The following is a 15,617-nucleotide window of genomic DNA, read 5'->3' on the forward strand; positions in this document are numbered from 1 at the left end:
AACGGCGCAAAGCGCCGTTCCTGCTACTCACCCCATCACTTCTCTTTCTTCGCCCCCAACGTTGGCGTTTCATCAAAGAAGTTCCACGGTTTCAGCAGCGTATGCACCCACTCCGTTGGCATAATCGGCCACTCTTCGGCGCGGGCGACGTGAGTGGTGCCGGTCGTCATCCACACGACCGTATCGGTGTTGTCCAGCGACTCATTGTCTTTGGTGTACTGACCGAGCCCGGTATCGTGCGTTGAACGGTTCGGGTATTTCCCTTCCGGGAAACGCTCGTCCGGATGATAACGCGTCACCCACAGCTGTTTATCCATAAAGCTCAGACGGTGGTAAATCCACTCATCCGGGGCGAACTGCGCGCCTTTGGCGACCGGATGCGTGCCGCCCGCGTACGGGATAATCTGATAGGAAACCGGGTTACCCATGCGGTTTTCTTTGTGCGGGTTGCTCAGCAGACGAATGGTACCCGGGTCAAATTTCTGCGCTGCGTCCTTCTCATTGCTGATGGCATACTCGTTGATCTGCATAGTACTGGATCGTGGGCCGCCTGCGGTATTCGGTTTCACTACCGGGTCCATCGCCACCAGGCTGTTGTTCTCGCCATCAACGTCGAGGTCGAGGCGGAAGTTGTAGATATGCTGGTGGGTGGTGCCGACAATATTATGGTCGATCAGCGTACCGTAACGCGTATCGTCTTTCGCGCTCGGGTCGTGCATGGTTTTGGCCTTCACGCCTTTTACCGCTTCAATACCTGTTGCGCCCGCATCAATGCCGATGGTGCCATTTTCGTGGAAGATCCAGTCGAAAATGTAATCATAGTTACCTACGGTGCTGATCCAGCGTACCACCAGCTCACGACGCTGGGTGCTGACGTTTGGCTGGCCCATCTCCTGATGCTTATACTCCGGCCCGGCATAGCGTTCAAATACGGCAATCGCGCGCGGGATCTCGGTTGGTGTACCGGTATAATCAGCGATGGTTTCGTTGAGCAGCACGGCGTTGGAGGGCGCATCTTTGCCGCGGGCGATAGGCGAGGTCAGGGTACCCATGCCGTAATCACCGGAATCCAGATACGCTTTGAAGTACCAGCCGATATCAGGGTCGCCGTAAGGCACAATCATCCCGCCCAGCGATCCTTCATACATCACTTTGCGCTTAGTGCCGTTATCGTTATAGGTGACAGTAGAAATCATTGGGCCGACGCGGGAGTTCATGCTCAGGTGGAAATCCCAGTTACGCCAATGGATCATGTCGCCGGTGATGGTGTAGTTTTTGCCTTCCGGTTCAATGATATCCAGCGGTTTCACCGCCGGGGCGACGCGGTCACGCCCATCGTAGGCGCGTGCAGCCATCGGCACCGGGATCACCGGGCCTTCTTCCAGCTTCACAATCTTTTTCTGTTCCAGGTCAACAACGGCGACCAGGTTCTCAATCGGATGCGCCCAGTAGTTGCCATCGCCGACGTCCAGATAACTGATCACTTTCAGCAGACGTGCATCCTGTTTCAGGCCGTCTTTGCCGTCAAAATAGCCCACGGTGAGTGGGGTGGTGATCACTTTTTTCGGGTCGTTAATGCCGCGTTTTTTCAGCGCTTCAGCGTATTCTGTGCTGGCGTTGATGATGTTCTGTACGCTGGTGAAATCGTCAATCAGCACCATGCCATGTGCGTCTTTGATTGGCTGCCAGGAGAGGATCTTTTTGTTTTGCAGATCGACCACGCCTTCGATGATGTGCTTGCCATCCAGCATGATGACATCCGCTTTACGCGGCTCGGTCACGGTTTTGCCTTCCAGCGCAAAGGCCCACACGGCGGCTTTCTCAGGCGAACGCAGAGAGATCTCGGTAAAGCGGGTGTTTGGTTTGAAATCTGGCGACGCTTTGACGATGTCGACAGCCTGTTTGATTTCGTCCGCGCTCAGGGCATTGAGCGGGTGCGGGGCTTTCTCAACCTGGAAGGTTTGATCAAGACCAGACTGGAAAACATCGTTGATGAACGTTTCAGAAACCCAGGCTTTGTTATCCTTCATCACCACCGGGACTTGCAGATTCAGCGGCTGGCCGTTGACGATCGCGGTTTTCGCGCCTGGTTTTACTTTAACGTAAGCGCCATCTTTAATCAGCGTGAAAACTTGTGCGTAGTCATCCCATTGCACATCGGCCCCAAAATCAGCCAGCGTTTTATCCATCGGCACCATGTGGGCTTCGCCGCCATGGGCAAAAACCGGCGATTGCCAGGCGCAAAACAGGGCTACGGCGAGAGCCAGTGCCGTCTTACGGGGAGAAAGAATAGAGGAGCTTACCATTATAAACCTCGTCTTGTTGTTGTGTTTCTCGCGCGTGACCGCGCTCTGCGGGCGGTTTTTAACGCTTTCACCCTATCAGCCCTGCGGTAAAGTGGTTTGCCTGCACCTGCCAGGTTGTTTGGCAGTTTTGCCAGATATAAAAAATGCCTCCGGGGAGGCATGAGTTTTAATAATCAAAACGCAGTTTACTCGCGAGCCACACGCTCTTCTGCCAGGATATTCTCAGCAGGTTTTGCATGGGGCTCGATAGCTTTTAGCGGCTCAGCCAGCTCAGACAACGATCCACCAGACAGGCCGATTTCTTTTAACAGTGAATCAATCAGCGGTGCCTGAGTGCGATAAGAGAGTGCCGCAGACAAGGCCTGTTCCGCCAGATTGCCGCCGTTTGCTGTGCTAGTGGTGACGTCGCCCGCTGCCCCACCACGATTCAATCCATCAACCTGGATGATTTTTATACCGTCGATAGACTTCATTGGCTCAACGGATTTCTCAATTACGGACGGCAGTGACTGTAACAGAGCCAGTTTAAATTTAAGGCTGGTTTGTTCATCAGAAAGTACGTTGATGGCGTCATTCAGCGCGCGTTGTGCTTCCGCTTCAGCAAGGCCTTTTTTACGCGTTGCTTCCGCAAGTTCAACAATGGCTGCGGCCTGCATTTCCGCTGCTTCTTTCTCGGCTTTCGCCCGCACGGTCAGTTCAACCGCCTGGGTTTCTGCATCCTGTGCGGCAGCGATCAGCGCAACCTGTTTCGCGCGGTCAGCTTCTGCAGTCTGGCGCGTGGTCTCAACATTTTGCTGCGAGCGAACCGCCTCTGCCAGCGCATCGTTAGCGCGGGCTTCTGCCTGGGATTGCTGTTCAGATTTCGCCGCGATGGCAATAGATTTGGTCTGGTTAGCAATCTCGGTAACCTGCTGCTGTTCAATTTCTTTTATGCGAACTTCACGTTCGGCTTCCACTTTGCGCGAACGCACAGCCTGCTCACGCTCGATTTCGGCTTCCTGAATCTGACGCTCGGCAAGAATACGTGTTTGTTCCGCTTCACGGTGACGCTCGGCTTCAAACGCGGCAATTTTTGCATTTTGCTCAGCAGTGCGGGTTTTCACCTGTTGCTCCTGCTCCAGCGTCATGAACGCTTCCTGCTGCTCGATCTCCAGCTTACGCGACAACGCATCGCGGTTTTTCTCACGCACAGCCACTTCCACATCCTGCTCGACTTCGTTACGTTCCCGGCGACGGCGTTCCGTTTCCTGCGTCAGTTTTGTCAGGCCTTCGGCATCAAAGGCGTTGTTTGGGTTGAAATGTACTTTTTCTGTCTGGTTAAAATTGGTTAACGAGACGCTTTCCAGCTCCAGACCGTTCTTTGACAGATCTTCTGCAACGGTGTTTTGTACACCCTGGACAAAGTTTTCACGCGTATCCTGAAGTTCATGCATGGTCATTTGCGAGGCGGTCGCGCGCAGGGCATCCACGAATTTATCTTCAATGAGCACGCGTAAATCTTCCGGTGAAAGGGTTCGTTGCCCCAGCGTTTGCGCAGCGGTTGCAATGCCGTCCACGGTAGGTTTGACCCGTACAAAGAAGGCCACGACGACATCGACACGCATACGATCTTTTGTGATCAGGCTATCGATCGTTGAACGGCTGACCTCCAGTTTCAGGGTATTCATGTTGATAGGAATGATCTCGTGGAAGATGGGCATGACAATTGCGCCTCCGCTCATTACCACTTTTTGCCCACCCAGTCCCGTTCGAACAAAGGATTGCTCGGCGGAAGCCCGACGATATAACCTTGCGAAAATAATCCCAACAACCAGCAGAATGAAGACCGCGATGATAGCGGTAAACATCCATGACGGCAGCATGCCAATAACATCATCCATTATGTAGTCCTTTAAATTAATCAAAAATTACAAATGATCTGGCCATGGATTAATTTCGGCCAGATAACGCGTTGCAGAGAGGCGGCCAATAATTAGCACCTTATCTCCCTTATGAAATACTTTCCCTTCTTCGGGTTCCAGTAATAAATAGTGCGTTTGCCCGAATTTGTCGGTGAATTTCCCTTCGCCAGGACACCCCACGGTGGCTGTATGTCCGGTCATTATTGCCATGCAGCCAATATAGTCATCTTCCGCGATAGCAGTGGTTTCATCACGCGGTAGCCACGGGGCGATGGCCTTGCCACTGTAATGAACAGCAATTACGGAGAGCACCAGTGAGACGGGGACAAGCAGCAGGTTGCTGAGGGGATTGTGCCAAAGTGACACGGCACCATGTTGTATAAGGATGCCAAACAGGCCGAAATAACCAGCCAGCAGACACAGAATAACCAACGCCGGAATCCGTCCGATATTCATATAATGCATCACTTGCCCGATATTACCGGATGTTAAAGCATCATAATGCTGGAGATGTGCATCAAGCGCGCTGGAAAGTAAATGCCCAAAGATAAGCGCGATGAGTTCAATTAACCCAATAAGAAGAACAAATGAAATGGCGAACAGGTAGGGCGAGTTATAATCTGAAAATAGAATCATGCACGTATCCTCTTGCAACTGCGATCCCTGTTAATACCGTAAGGGACAGTTTCATCCCTGACAGTTACGTTTCGTTATAATAGCATGCGTGAGCAACCTTTCTGAACACGAAAACGCGTTGCAACACTCTTAAAATTGGTGGGGAACGAGGTGAGTTGAGGGGCTAATTGTGCAGGGTACTCTGGCCCGATGATGTTGTGCACCCTCGGGCCGTTTCAGCCGTTGTATGGCGAGATTATCCGCAGACTATCAGGCAAAATCCCCGTTCTGCCGCGCGACCAGGGTTAAAATCGAATACAGCGCAACCGCCTGCTGATGCTGGTTATAGATTTCAACCGACCATTCCACCACGCCGGTAGGTGTCTCTTCTGCTGTTTTCTGCCGCTTGATGGTTTTACGTTTACAGGTCAGCCGCACCTGAATGGTGTCGCCTGGTTTAACAGGCTCGATGAAACGCAGGTTTTCCATGCCGTAGTTGGCGATAACTGGCCCAACGCCCGGATCGACAAATAACCCGGCCGCTGCGGAAATCAGGAAATAACCGTGGGCTACTCGCTCTCCAAACAGCGAGTCAGCAGCGGCGAGTTTGTCCATATGCGCGTAGAAGTGGTCACCGCTCAGACAGGCAAAGTTCACAACGTCCGCTTCGGTGACGGTGCGACGATGGGTCAGCAGGCTGTCGCCGGGTTGGATCTCTTCGAAGTATTTACGGAACGGATGGACGCGATCTTCCACCACTGCCGCGCCGCGTACCCACTGCTTGCCAATGGCGGCGAGCATGGTTGGGCTGCCCTGAATAGCGGTACGCTGCATGTAGTGTTTTACCGAGCGTAACCCGCCCAGCTCTTCACCCCCGCCCGCACGGCCCGGGCCGCCGTGTACCAGTTGCGGCAGAGGGGAGCCGTGACCGGTCGATTCTTTCGAAGACTCTTCGTTCAGTACCTGAATACGCCCGTGCGCGCGTGCCGCGCCGAGAATAAACTCGCGCGCTAATGCGCCATCGGCGGTCACCAGCGTGCCTGCCAGACTACCTTCACCCGCCCGTGCCAGCGCCAGCGCGTGGTCGCGGTTCTGATACGGCATCAGGGTCGCAACCGGGCCAAAGGCTTCAATGGCATGCGCGGCTTTAATCTCATCCGGCTGCGGGCAAAGCAGTAACGTTGGCGGGAAGAATGCCCCGGCAGCTTTGTCATCTGCTTTGCCACCCAGTAGAATCTGACATCCCGCGGCAACCAGTAAATCTACTTTCTCCTGCACATCCTGACGCTGGTCGATATTCACCAGCGCGCCCATTTTCACACCTTCCTGCGCCGGGTCGCCAACGACGATTTTTCCCAGACGCGCAATCAGCGCTTCACTGACAGCATTGATTTGCTGCTGCGGCACGATGATACGGCGAATAGCCGTACATTTTTGTCCAGCTTTAGCGGTCATCTCGCGCACGATTTCGCGAATGAACAGCGCGAATTCCGGTTGCTCTGGCGTGACGTCTTCACCCAGTACGCAGCAGTTCAGAGAGTCGGCTTCCATGGTGAATGGAATCGACTTCGCGACGATGTTGGGATGCACGCGCAGCTGTTGCCCGGTGGCGGCAGAGCCGGTGAAAGTGACCACATCCTGGCTGTCGAGCTTATCGAGCAGATCACCCGCACCACCGCAAATGACGCTCAACGCGCCGTCAGGCACCAGGCCGCTGTCGATAATCGATTTCACCATCGCCTGAGTTAGCTGGGCGCTGGCGGTGGCCGGTTTGATAATCGCCGCCATCCCGGCAAGCCAGGTAGGGGCCAGTTTTTCCAGCATGCCCCAGCAGGGGAAGTTGAAGGCGTTAATGTGAACGGCTACGCCTGATTTTGAAGTCAGCACGTGGCGCGCGGCAAATCCACCCGCTTTTGAGAGTGGGATCAGCTCATCTTCCGGCCACAACGTGTCGTCCGGCAGTTCACGGTTTCCCAGGCCTGCGTAGGTAAACAGCGTGCCGATCCCGCCTTCGATATCCACCCAACTGTCCGCGCGCGTGGCACCGGTTTGTGCTGACAGTGCGTAGAAATGTTCTTTTTCTGCTAACAGGTGTTTAGCCACCGCTTTCAGCATGGCGGCACGTTCAATGAAGGTCATTGCCTGGAGCGCGCTGCTGCCTTTCTCAATGGCATAACGGCGGGCCTGTGCCATATCCAGCCCTTCGCTAGTGACTTCCCACAGCGCGTCGCCGCTGATGGCGTGATGAATGGTACGGGCGCGCCCCTGGCCGGTTTGCCATGCGCCGGATAAGAAGCTGGCTAACTGCTGCATCGCTAATCTCCAAATGTTACGTGATTTCGTTATACATAGTTAAATTGTGAATCATAAATCGCAAGCTGATTTTTAATGTTTTTTTAACATTGTGATCGCTGCGTGGTTTGCATGATGATTCAAATTATTGTTAATAAATGTTTTATTTAAATGCTTTGCGAGAGCTGTCACATAATGCACAAACAAAATTTGTGGTTTTATTTAACTAATGTGTAACTTTTAGAAAAGAAAGTGATTCACATATGTTTGTGGTGTGAATGTTTTTAGAATCATAAAAGGTGATGACGTGACAGAAGAACAACGCTTTAACCAGCGCATCGCGCAGGAAACGGCCATCGAACCGCAGGACTGGATGCCGGACGCCTACCGTAAAACGCTGATCCGCCAGATTGGTCAGCATGCCCACTCAGAAATTGTTGGCATGCTGCCGGAAGGAAACTGGATCACCCGTGCACCGACGCTGCGTCGTAAAGCCATTCTGCTGGCGAAGGTACAGGATGAAGCGGGGCACGGCCTCTATCTCTACAGCGCAGCGGAAACCCTTGGCTGTGCGCGTGAAGACATCTACCAGAAGATGCTCGATGGGCGCATGAAGTACTCCTCGATCTTTAACTATCCGACCCTGAGCTGGGCTGATATCGGCGTGATTGGCTGGCTGGTCGACGGCGCGGCGATTGTTAACCAGGTGGCGCTGTGCCGTACCTCTTACGGTCCATATGCCCGTGCAATGGTGAAAATCTGTAAAGAAGAGAGCTTCCATCAGCGTCAGGGTCATGAAGCCTGCATGGCGCTGGCGCAGGGTAGCGAATCTCAGCGTCAGATGTTGCAGGACGCCATCAACCGTTTCTGGTGGCCGGCGCTGATGATGTTTGGGCCAAACGACGACAACTCGCCGAACAGTGCCCAGAGCCTGGAGTGGCGCATCAAGCTGTTTACCAATGATGAACTGCGTCAGCGCTTTGTCGATAACACCGTCCCGCAGGTTGAAATGCTGGGGATGACCATTCCTGATGCTGATCTTCATTTTGATGAAACGACCGGCCACTACCAGTTTGGTGAAATCAACTGGAACGAATTCAACGACGTGATTCACGGTCGTGGCATCTGTAACCACGAACGTCTGGCAGCAAAACGCAAAGCCTGGGAAGAGGGCGCGTGGGTGCGGGAAGCCGCGCTGGCGCATGCGCAAAAACAACAAACCCGCAACGCGGCATAAGGAGAAGCACCATGAGCAATGTTTACTGGCCGTTATATGAAGTTTTTGTTCGCAGCAAACAGGGGTTGTCTCACCGTCACGTTGGCAGTCTGCACGCCGCCGATGACGCGATGGCACTGGAAAACGCGCGCGACGCGTACACCCGTCGCAACGAAGGGTGCTCAATCTGGGTGGTGAAGGCGAGCGAGATCGTTGCCTCTCAGCCGGAAGAGCGCGGTGAGTTTTTCGACCCGTCGGAAAGCAAGGTCTACCGCCACCCGACGTTTTACACCATCCCTGATGGCATCGAGCACATGTGAGGTGGGTGATGAATAACAATTCTGTCGCGATTTATGCCCAGCGTCTGGGTGACAACGGCCTGGTCCTCTCGCAGCGTTTAGGTGCCTGGTGCGGCCATGCGCCGGAACTGGAGATTGACCTGGCGCTGGCGAACATTGGCCTCGATCTGCTTGGGCAGGCGCGCAACTTCCTGAGCTATGCCGCCGAATGCTATGGCAGCGGCGATGAAGACACGCTGGCTTACGGTCGCGAAGAGCGCCAGTTCAGCAACCTGCTGCTGGTGGAACAACCCAACGGCAACTTTGCCGATACCATCGCCCGTCAGTTTCTGATGGACGCCTGGCACGTCGCGTTATACAGCCGCCTGGTCAACAGCCGCGATGTCCAAATTGCCGCAATCGCCGCCAAATCGCTTAAAGAAGTGCGCTATCACCAGCGATTCAGCCGTGGCTGGTTGGTACGCATGGGTGACGGTACGCCGGACTCCGCGCAGAAAATGCAGCAGGCGCTGAACAACGTCTGGCGCTTTACCGGCGAACTGTTCGAAGTGGATGCCGTTGAGCAGGAATTGATTGAGCAGGGCATTGCCGTTGATGTGCGCGAACTGAAAGACGAGTGGGAGACCACCGTACGCGGCGCGCTTGCCGATGCCTGCCTGCAACTGCCGGAAGAAACGCCTTTCCGTACCGGCGGGAAACAAGGTCTGCATACAGAACATCTGGGGCCGATGCTGGCGGAAATGCAGTATCTGCAACGTATCTACCCCGCACTTCAGTGGTAATCAGGAGGTCATAGTGCAACGAATTGCCGCGATAGCACCCTCGAAAGTGCATGAGATCTGGCGTTTACTCAGCGAGATCCCCGACCCGGAAGTGCCGGTGTTAACCATCACCGATTTGGGCATGGTGCGCAGCGTCGCGCCGCAGGGTGACGGCTGGGTGATTGGCTTTACGCCAACGTACTCTGGCTGCCCGGCCACCGAGCATTTGCTTGGCGCTATCCGTGACGTGATGACTGCACATGGCTTCACGCCGGTGCATATCGTGCTGCAACTCGACCCTGCCTGGACTACCGACTGGATGAACGCCGATGCCCGTGAACGCTTACGCCAGTATGGCATCAGCCCGCCGCAGGCCCACGCCTGCCACGCATCGGTTCCTGAGGATGTGACCTGCCCGCGTTGCGGCAGCACGCATACCTCGCTTATCAGCGAATTTGGTTCGACGGCCTGCAAGGCGCTTTACCGCTGTGATAGCTGCCGCGAACCCTTCGACTATTTCAAATGTATTTGAGGTTGCCATGACGACGTTTCATTCGCTTACGGTGGCAAAAGTGGAACCGGAAACCCGCGATGCGGTGACCATTACTTTTGCCGTACCCGACACGTTACGGGAGGCTTACGCTTTCCGTCCTGGTCAGCACCTGACGCTGAAAACCCGCATTGGTGGTGAAGAACTGCGCCGCTGCTACTCCATCTGCCGTACCGGTACGCCGGGGCAGATTAGCGTTGCGGTAAAAGCCATCGAAGGCGGGCGTTTTTCCCGCTTTGCCCAGAGTGATATTAAGCAAGGTATGGCGTTTGAGGTGATGGTGCCGCAGGGCCATTTCGGCTATCAACCGCAGGCGGAGCGTACCGCACGCTACCTGGCGATTGCCGCCGGTTCTGGCATCACGCCAATGCTGGCGATTATTGAGGCCACGCTAAACACCGAAACCAAAAGCCAGTTCACGCTGATTTACGGTAACCGCAGCAGCCAGAGCATGATGTTCCGTCAGGCGCTGGCAGACCTGAAAGATAAATACCCGCAGCGTTTACAGCTGATCAACCTCTTCAGCCAGGAGACGGTCGAAAGCGAATTGCTGTCCGGCCATATCAACAGTGAAAAACTGCACGCGCTGGCCCGCAATCTGGTGCAGTTCGACCAGATTGATGAAGCGTTTATCTGTGGCCCGGCGGCGATGATGGACGACGCAGAAATCGCGCTGCGCGCATTAGGCCTGCCGGAGAAAGCGATTCACCTTGAGCGCTTTAACACACCGGGCAGCACCCTTAAACGCGTCTCTACCGTACAGGCTGAAGGGCGCAGCGTGACGATTCGTCACGATGGGCGTGACCGTCAGATCTCTCTGAATGCAGAGGATGACAGCATTCTTGACGCTGCGCTGCGTCAGGGCGCTGACCTGCCGTATGCCTGCAAAGGCGGCGTCTGCGCTACCTGTAAATGCAAGGTGTTGCGCGGCGAAGTGGAGATGGCAACCAACTACAGTCTTGAGCCCGATGAAGTGGCCGCGGGCTATGTGCTGAGCTGCCAGGCGCTGCCGAAAGGCGATGGCGTAATTGTTGATTTTGACGCGAAGGGGATGGCATGAGCGAACTGATCGTTGCGCGCCACGAGCGCGTGTTGCTGCTGACGCTGAATCGCCCACAGGCGCGCAATGCCCTGAACAACGCCTTGCTGGAGCAAATCGCCAGCGAACTGGAAAAGGCCGCGCGCGATACGGAAATTTCTGCCTGCGTCATCTTCGGCAATGACCGTTTCTTCGCTGCCGGTGCAGATCTCAATGAGATGGCGGCCAATGATATGCCCGCCACGCTCAACGATATTCGCCCGCGTTTATGGGCGCGTATCGATGCCTTCAACAAACCGCTGATTGCCGCCGTTAACGGCTATGCGCTGGGCGCAGGATGCGAACTCGTGCTGTTGTGCGACACGGTGGTGGCGGGTGATAACGCCCGTTTCGGCCTGCCGGAAATCACCCTCGGCATTATGCCGGGCGCAGGCGGCACCCAGCGTTTAATTCGCAGCGTGGGTAAGGCGCTTGCCAGCCGTATGGTGCTGACGGGTGAAGCGATTGACGTTCATCAGGCGCAGCAGGCCGGGCTGGTGAGCGACGTCCACCCGGCAGGTTTAACCCTCGAATACGCTCTGAAACTGGCAAAAACCATCGCCCGCCATTCACCGCTGGCATTACAGGCGGCAAAGCAGGCGCTGCGCCAGTCGCAGGAAGTGGGGCTGCATGCGGGCCTGCAACAGGAGCGCCAGCTGTTTACGCTGCTGAGTGCAACCGAAGATCGTCAGGAAGGCATTAATGCCTTCCTGCAAAAACGCCAACCAGAATTTAAAGGACGTTAATCGTGGATGCTTTTATTTTGAGTCATGTTGAGCAGGGCGTAATGACCATAACGCTTAACCGCCCGGAACGTCTCAACAGCTTTAACGACGTGATGCATCAGCAACTGGCCGAATGCCTGAAGCAGGCAGAGCGTGACGACACTATCCGCTGCCTGCTGATTACCGGCGCGGGGCGCGGTTTTTGTGCCGGGCAGGATCTGAACGACCGTAACGTCGATCCCAACGGTCCGGCACCGGATCTGGGGATGTCTGTTGAACGTTTTTATAACCCGCTGGTGCGCCGTCTGGCAAAGCTGCCGAAACCGGTGATTGCTGCGGTGAACGGTGTCGCGGCAGGTGCAGGCGCAACGCTGGCGCTGGGCTGCGATATGGTGATTGCCGCGCGTTCAGCCAATTTCGTGATGGCGTTCAGTAAGCTGGGGCTGGTGCCTGATTGTGGTGGTACCTGGCTGCTGCCGCGCACTGCCGGTCGTGCACGCGCCATGGGGCTGGCACTGCTGGGCGACAAAATGAGCGCCGAGCAGGCTCAACAGTGGGGCATGATCTGGCAGGTGGTGGATGACGCCGAACTGGCGGATACCAGCCTGACGCTGGCACGCCATTTAGCCACGCAGCCGACCTACGGTTTAGGGCTTATCAAGCAGGCGCTGCTGGCGTCCGAAACGCAAACGCTGGATCAACAACTCGAGATGGAACGTGATTTCCAGCGTATGGCCGGGCGCAGCGACGACTACCGCGAAGGCGTCAGTGCGTTTCTGGCGAAACGTTCACCACAGTTCAGCGGGAAATAAGCCATGAACCATGAAATCAAAACGGTTGCGGTGATCGGCAGCGGCACGATGGGGGCCGGGATCGCGGAGGTAGCCGCGGCGGCAGGGCACGACGTGCTGTTGTTTGATATTAATCAGGATGCGCTCACCCGCGCCATTGATGGCATTCGCCAGCGTCTGACCTCCCGCGTGTCGCGCGGCAAACTGAGTGCCGACGCGTGTGATCAAACGCTGAAAAAAATCTATGCGGTGGCGGATATCGCTTCGCTGGCGCCGGCTAACCTGGTGATTGAAGCGGCCTCAGAACGGCTGGAGGTGAAAAAAGCACTCTTCAGCCAACTGGCAGAAATCTGCCCGCCGCAAACGTTGCTCACCAGTAACACGTCTTCCATTTCTATCACGGCTATCGCGGCAGATATTCGCTACCCGGAACGCGTCGCGGGGCTGCACTTCTTTAACCCGGCACCGGTGATGAAGCTGGTGGAAGTGGTGAGTGGGCTGGCGACGTCGCAGGAAGTGGCTGACACCCTGTGCAACTGCGTGTCTGCGTGGGGCAAAACGCCGGTGCGCTGCCGCTCAACGCCGGGCTTTATTGTTAACCGCATCGCGCGTCCATTCTACGCCGAAGCCTGGCGCGCGCTGGAAGAACAGGTTGCGGCACCAGACGTCATTGATGCGGCGCTGCGTGAAGGCGGCGGCTTCCCGATGGGCCCGCTGGCACTGACCGACATGATTGGTCATGACGTGAACTTTGCGGTCACCAGTTCAGTATTTAATGCCTTCTGGCAGGATCGCCGCTTCTTACCGTCGCTGCTGCAACAGGAACTGGTGCTGGGCGGGCGATTGGGCAAGAAGAGTGGGCAGGGCGTGTATCGCTGGCCGGTGGAAGCCGGCTCTGAACCGTATCTGCCTGAGGTTTTAGCCGTTCCAGGTGAGATTACAGAAAATGGTGACAGTGTCACAATTGGCGATCTCCTGCTGATTGAAACACAAGGCGAAACCGCGCTGGCGCTGGCAATGCGTCATCAGCGCCCGGTTGTGGTATTTGACCGCATCGAGGGGGATGTGGTGGTGCTCGCTGCCGCGCAGACCAATGCTCAGGCCGACACGGATAAAGCGGTGTATTACTTCCAGCAGCAGGGCAACAAAGTGCTACAAATCGCGGATTATCCGGGGTTGTTGGTATGGCGCACGGTCGCCATGCTGGCGAACGAAGCGCTGGATGCTGTACAGAAACACGTTGCCAGTGAACAGGATATCGATACGGCGATGCGCCTTGGCGTGAACTACCCGAAGGGGCCGTTACAGTGGGGTGCAGAACTGGGCTGGAACAACGTGCTGCGCGTACTGGAAAACCTGCAAGCCCACTACGGTGAAGAGCGTTATCGCCCGAGTTCCTTACTGCGCCAGCGCGCGCTACTGGAGAGCCATCATGAATAACGCCTGGCGTAATGCCCATGCGATGTATGAGCGCGACACCTGCGCACAGGCCCTGGGTATCAACATTATCGAAATGGACGATGGTTTTGCGGTGCTCACCATGACCGTCGCGCCGCAGATGCTGAACGGTCACCAGACCTGCCACGGCGGGCAGCTGTTTTCACTGGCGGATACCGCTTTCGCTTACGCCTGTAACAGCCAGGGGCTGGCGGCGGTGGCATCGGCCTGCTCGATAGATTTCCTGCGACCTGGCTTTGCGGGTGACAAACTCACCGCCACTGCCCGGGTAAAACATCAGGGCAAACAGACCGGCGTCTATGACATTGAAATCGTAAACCAACAACAAAAAACGGTAGCCCTGTTTCGCGGTAAATCCCACCGCATCGGCGGCACGGTAACAGGAGAAGCCTGATGCGTGATGCATTTATTTGTGACGGAATTCGTACCCCAATTGGCCGCTATGCGGGCGCGCTGTCGGGTGTCCGTGCCGACGACCTCGCCGCCGTGCCGCTGCGTGAACTGCTGGCACGTAACCCAAAGCTCGACCCAACGCGTATTGATGATGTGATCCTCGGTTGTGCTAACCAGGCCGGGGAAGATAACCGCGATGTGGCGCGTATGGCGCTGCTGCTGGCGGGCTACCCGCAGGATGTTTCCGGTACCACCATTAACCGCCTTTGCGGATCGGGTCTCGATGCGATTGGCTTTGCGGCCCGCGCGATTAAAGCTGGTGATTCAGACCTGATGGTGGCGGGCGGCGTGGAATCGATGTCGCGTGCGCCGTTTGTGATGGGCAAGGCCACTGCGCCTTTCCAGCGTCAGGCCGAGATGTTTGATACCACCATCGGCTGGCGTTTTGTGAACCCGCTCATGCAGCAACAATTTGGAACTGACAGCATGCCGGAAACGGCGGAGAATGTAGCTGAATTGTTAAAAATTAGCCGTGACGATCAGGATGCTTTCGCTTATCGCAGCCAACAGCGTGCCGCGAAAGCGCAGCGTGATGGCGTGTTTGCTGAAGAGATTGTCGCGGTGCGGGTGCCAGGCAAAAAAGGCACGTTTACTGAGGTGCTGGATGACGAACATCTGCGCCCGGAAACCACGCTGGAACAGCTGGGCAAACTGAAAGCGCCGTTCCGCGCGAATGGCGTGATCACGGCAGGCAATGCCTCAGGTGTAAACGATGGCGCGGCGGCACTGATCATCGCCAGTGAACAGCAGGCCATCGCGCAGGGGCTGACGCCGCGTGCGCGTATCGTTGCCATGGCGACGGCGGGCGTTGAGCCGCGTCTGATGGGGCTGGGCCCGGTACCTGCGGTGCGTAAAGTGCTGGAGCGTGCAGGTTTAAGTATCACCGATATGGATGTTATCGAGCTGAATGAAGCCTTCGCCGCGCAGGCGCTGGGCGTGCTCAGACAGTTAGGGCTGCCGGACGAGGCGCCGCATATTAACCCCAACGGAGGCGCCATCGCCTTAGGCCATCCGTTAGGTATGAGCGGCGCGAGACTGGCACTTACCGCCAGCCTCGAGCTGCAGCGCCGTCAGGGCCGCTATGCCCTGTGTACGATGTGTGTTGGTGTGGGTCAGGGCATTGCCATGATCCTGGAGCGTGTGTGAGCTAATTTTTACCTGCGAGTACCCTA

At 56.0% G+C, this 15,617-nt stretch carries 14 protein-coding genes; 10 read left to right on the forward strand and 4 right to left on the reverse strand.

Annotated elements, in window-relative coordinates:
- Positions 1-35: 35 nt before the first annotated feature.
- From tynA to paaZ, 4 genes are all read right to left on the reverse strand, one after another.
- A complete protein-coding gene (gene tynA, locus NMC31_RS08740; RefSeq protein ID WP_253897648.1) occupies positions 36-2,306 on the reverse strand; it encodes a primary-amine oxidase in 2,271 nt (756 codons plus the stop codon).
- Positions 2,307-2,491: 185 nt separating this feature from the next.
- The gene (locus NMC31_RS08745) at positions 2,492-4,186 is read right to left on the reverse strand and encodes a flotillin family protein (protein WP_253897649.1); all 1,695 of its coding nucleotides are present in this window, start codon (positions 4,184-4,186) and stop codon (positions 2,492-2,494) included.
- A gap of 27 nt (positions 4,187-4,213) precedes the next feature.
- A complete protein-coding gene (locus tag NMC31_RS08750) occupies positions 4,214-4,843 on the reverse strand; it encodes an OB-fold-containig protein (protein ID WP_149465040.1) in 630 nt (209 codons plus the stop codon).
- Between the two features lie 249 nt (positions 4,844-5,092).
- On the reverse strand, positions 5,093-7,135 hold the full coding sequence (gene paaZ, locus NMC31_RS08755; RefSeq protein WP_253897650.1) for a phenylacetic acid degradation bifunctional protein PaaZ: 2,043 nt from the start codon (positions 7,133-7,135) through the stop codon (positions 5,093-5,095).
- 286 nt (positions 7,136-7,421) lie between these two features.
- Here paaZ and paaA point away from each other — a divergent pair, with 286 nt between their 5' ends.
- The 10 genes from paaA to pcaF are packed head-to-tail and all read left to right on the forward strand — an operon-like array spanning position 7,422 to position 15,591.
- Positions 7,422-8,351 carry a 1,2-phenylacetyl-CoA epoxidase subunit PaaA gene (gene paaA / locus NMC31_RS08760; protein WP_253897651.1) on the forward strand — a complete coding sequence of 310 codons (930 nt, stop codon included), beginning with the start codon at positions 7,422-7,424 and terminating at the stop codon, positions 8,349-8,351.
- A gap of 11 nt (positions 8,352-8,362) precedes the next feature.
- Positions 8,363-8,650, forward strand: coding sequence for a 1,2-phenylacetyl-CoA epoxidase subunit PaaB (gene paaB / locus NMC31_RS08765; protein WP_015964556.1), 288 nt, complete (start codon positions 8,363-8,365; stop codon positions 8,648-8,650).
- 8 nt (positions 8,651-8,658) lie between these two features.
- On the forward strand, positions 8,659-9,411 hold the full coding sequence (gene paaC, locus NMC31_RS08770; protein WP_253897652.1) for a 1,2-phenylacetyl-CoA epoxidase subunit PaaC: 753 nt from the start codon (positions 8,659-8,661) through the stop codon (positions 9,409-9,411).
- A 13-nt stretch (positions 9,412-9,424) separates the two neighbouring features.
- Entirely contained in the window at positions 9,425-9,922 is a 498-nt protein-coding gene (gene paaD, locus NMC31_RS08775; RefSeq protein ID WP_149465044.1) for a 1,2-phenylacetyl-CoA epoxidase subunit PaaD, read from the forward strand.
- Between the two features lie 7 nt (positions 9,923-9,929).
- Positions 9,930-11,000, forward strand: a complete 1,071-nt coding sequence (gene paaE, locus NMC31_RS08780) for a 1,2-phenylacetyl-CoA epoxidase subunit PaaE (protein WP_253897653.1) — start codon at positions 9,930-9,932, stop codon at positions 10,998-11,000.
- The gene (gene paaF / locus NMC31_RS08785; RefSeq protein ID WP_253897654.1) at positions 10,997-11,764 is read left to right on the forward strand and encodes a 2,3-dehydroadipyl-CoA hydratase PaaF; all 768 of its coding nucleotides are present in this window, start codon (positions 10,997-10,999) and stop codon (positions 11,762-11,764) included. The genes paaE and paaF overlap by 4 nt, the downstream gene beginning before the upstream one ends.
- 2 nt (positions 11,765-11,766) lie before the next feature.
- Positions 11,767-12,555, forward strand: coding sequence for a 2-(1,2-epoxy-1,2-dihydrophenyl)acetyl-CoA isomerase PaaG (gene paaG, locus NMC31_RS08790; RefSeq protein WP_253897655.1), 789 nt, complete (start codon positions 11,767-11,769; stop codon positions 12,553-12,555).
- A 3-nt stretch (positions 12,556-12,558) separates the two neighbouring features.
- Positions 12,559-13,974, forward strand: coding sequence for a 3-hydroxyacyl-CoA dehydrogenase PaaH (gene paaH, locus NMC31_RS08795; protein ID WP_253897656.1), 1,416 nt, complete (start codon positions 12,559-12,561; stop codon positions 13,972-13,974).
- Positions 13,967-14,386: a hydroxyphenylacetyl-CoA thioesterase PaaI gene (gene paaI / locus NMC31_RS08800; RefSeq protein ID WP_436649924.1), complete on the forward strand. Its 420-nt coding sequence runs from the start codon at positions 13,967-13,969 to the stop codon at positions 14,384-14,386. The genes paaH and paaI overlap by 8 nt, the downstream gene beginning before the upstream one ends.
- Positions 14,386-15,591: a 3-oxoadipyl-CoA thiolase gene (gene pcaF, locus NMC31_RS08805; RefSeq protein ID WP_253897657.1), complete on the forward strand. Its 1,206-nt coding sequence runs from the start codon at positions 14,386-14,388 to the stop codon at positions 15,589-15,591. The genes paaI and pcaF overlap by 1 nt, the downstream gene beginning before the upstream one ends.
- Positions 15,592-15,617 lie beyond the last annotated feature (26 nt).

It is taken from the genome of Pseudocitrobacter vendiensis, from assembly GCF_943590815.1.
GTDB lineage: Bacteria > Pseudomonadota > Gammaproteobacteria > Enterobacterales > Enterobacteriaceae > Pseudocitrobacter > Pseudocitrobacter vendiensis.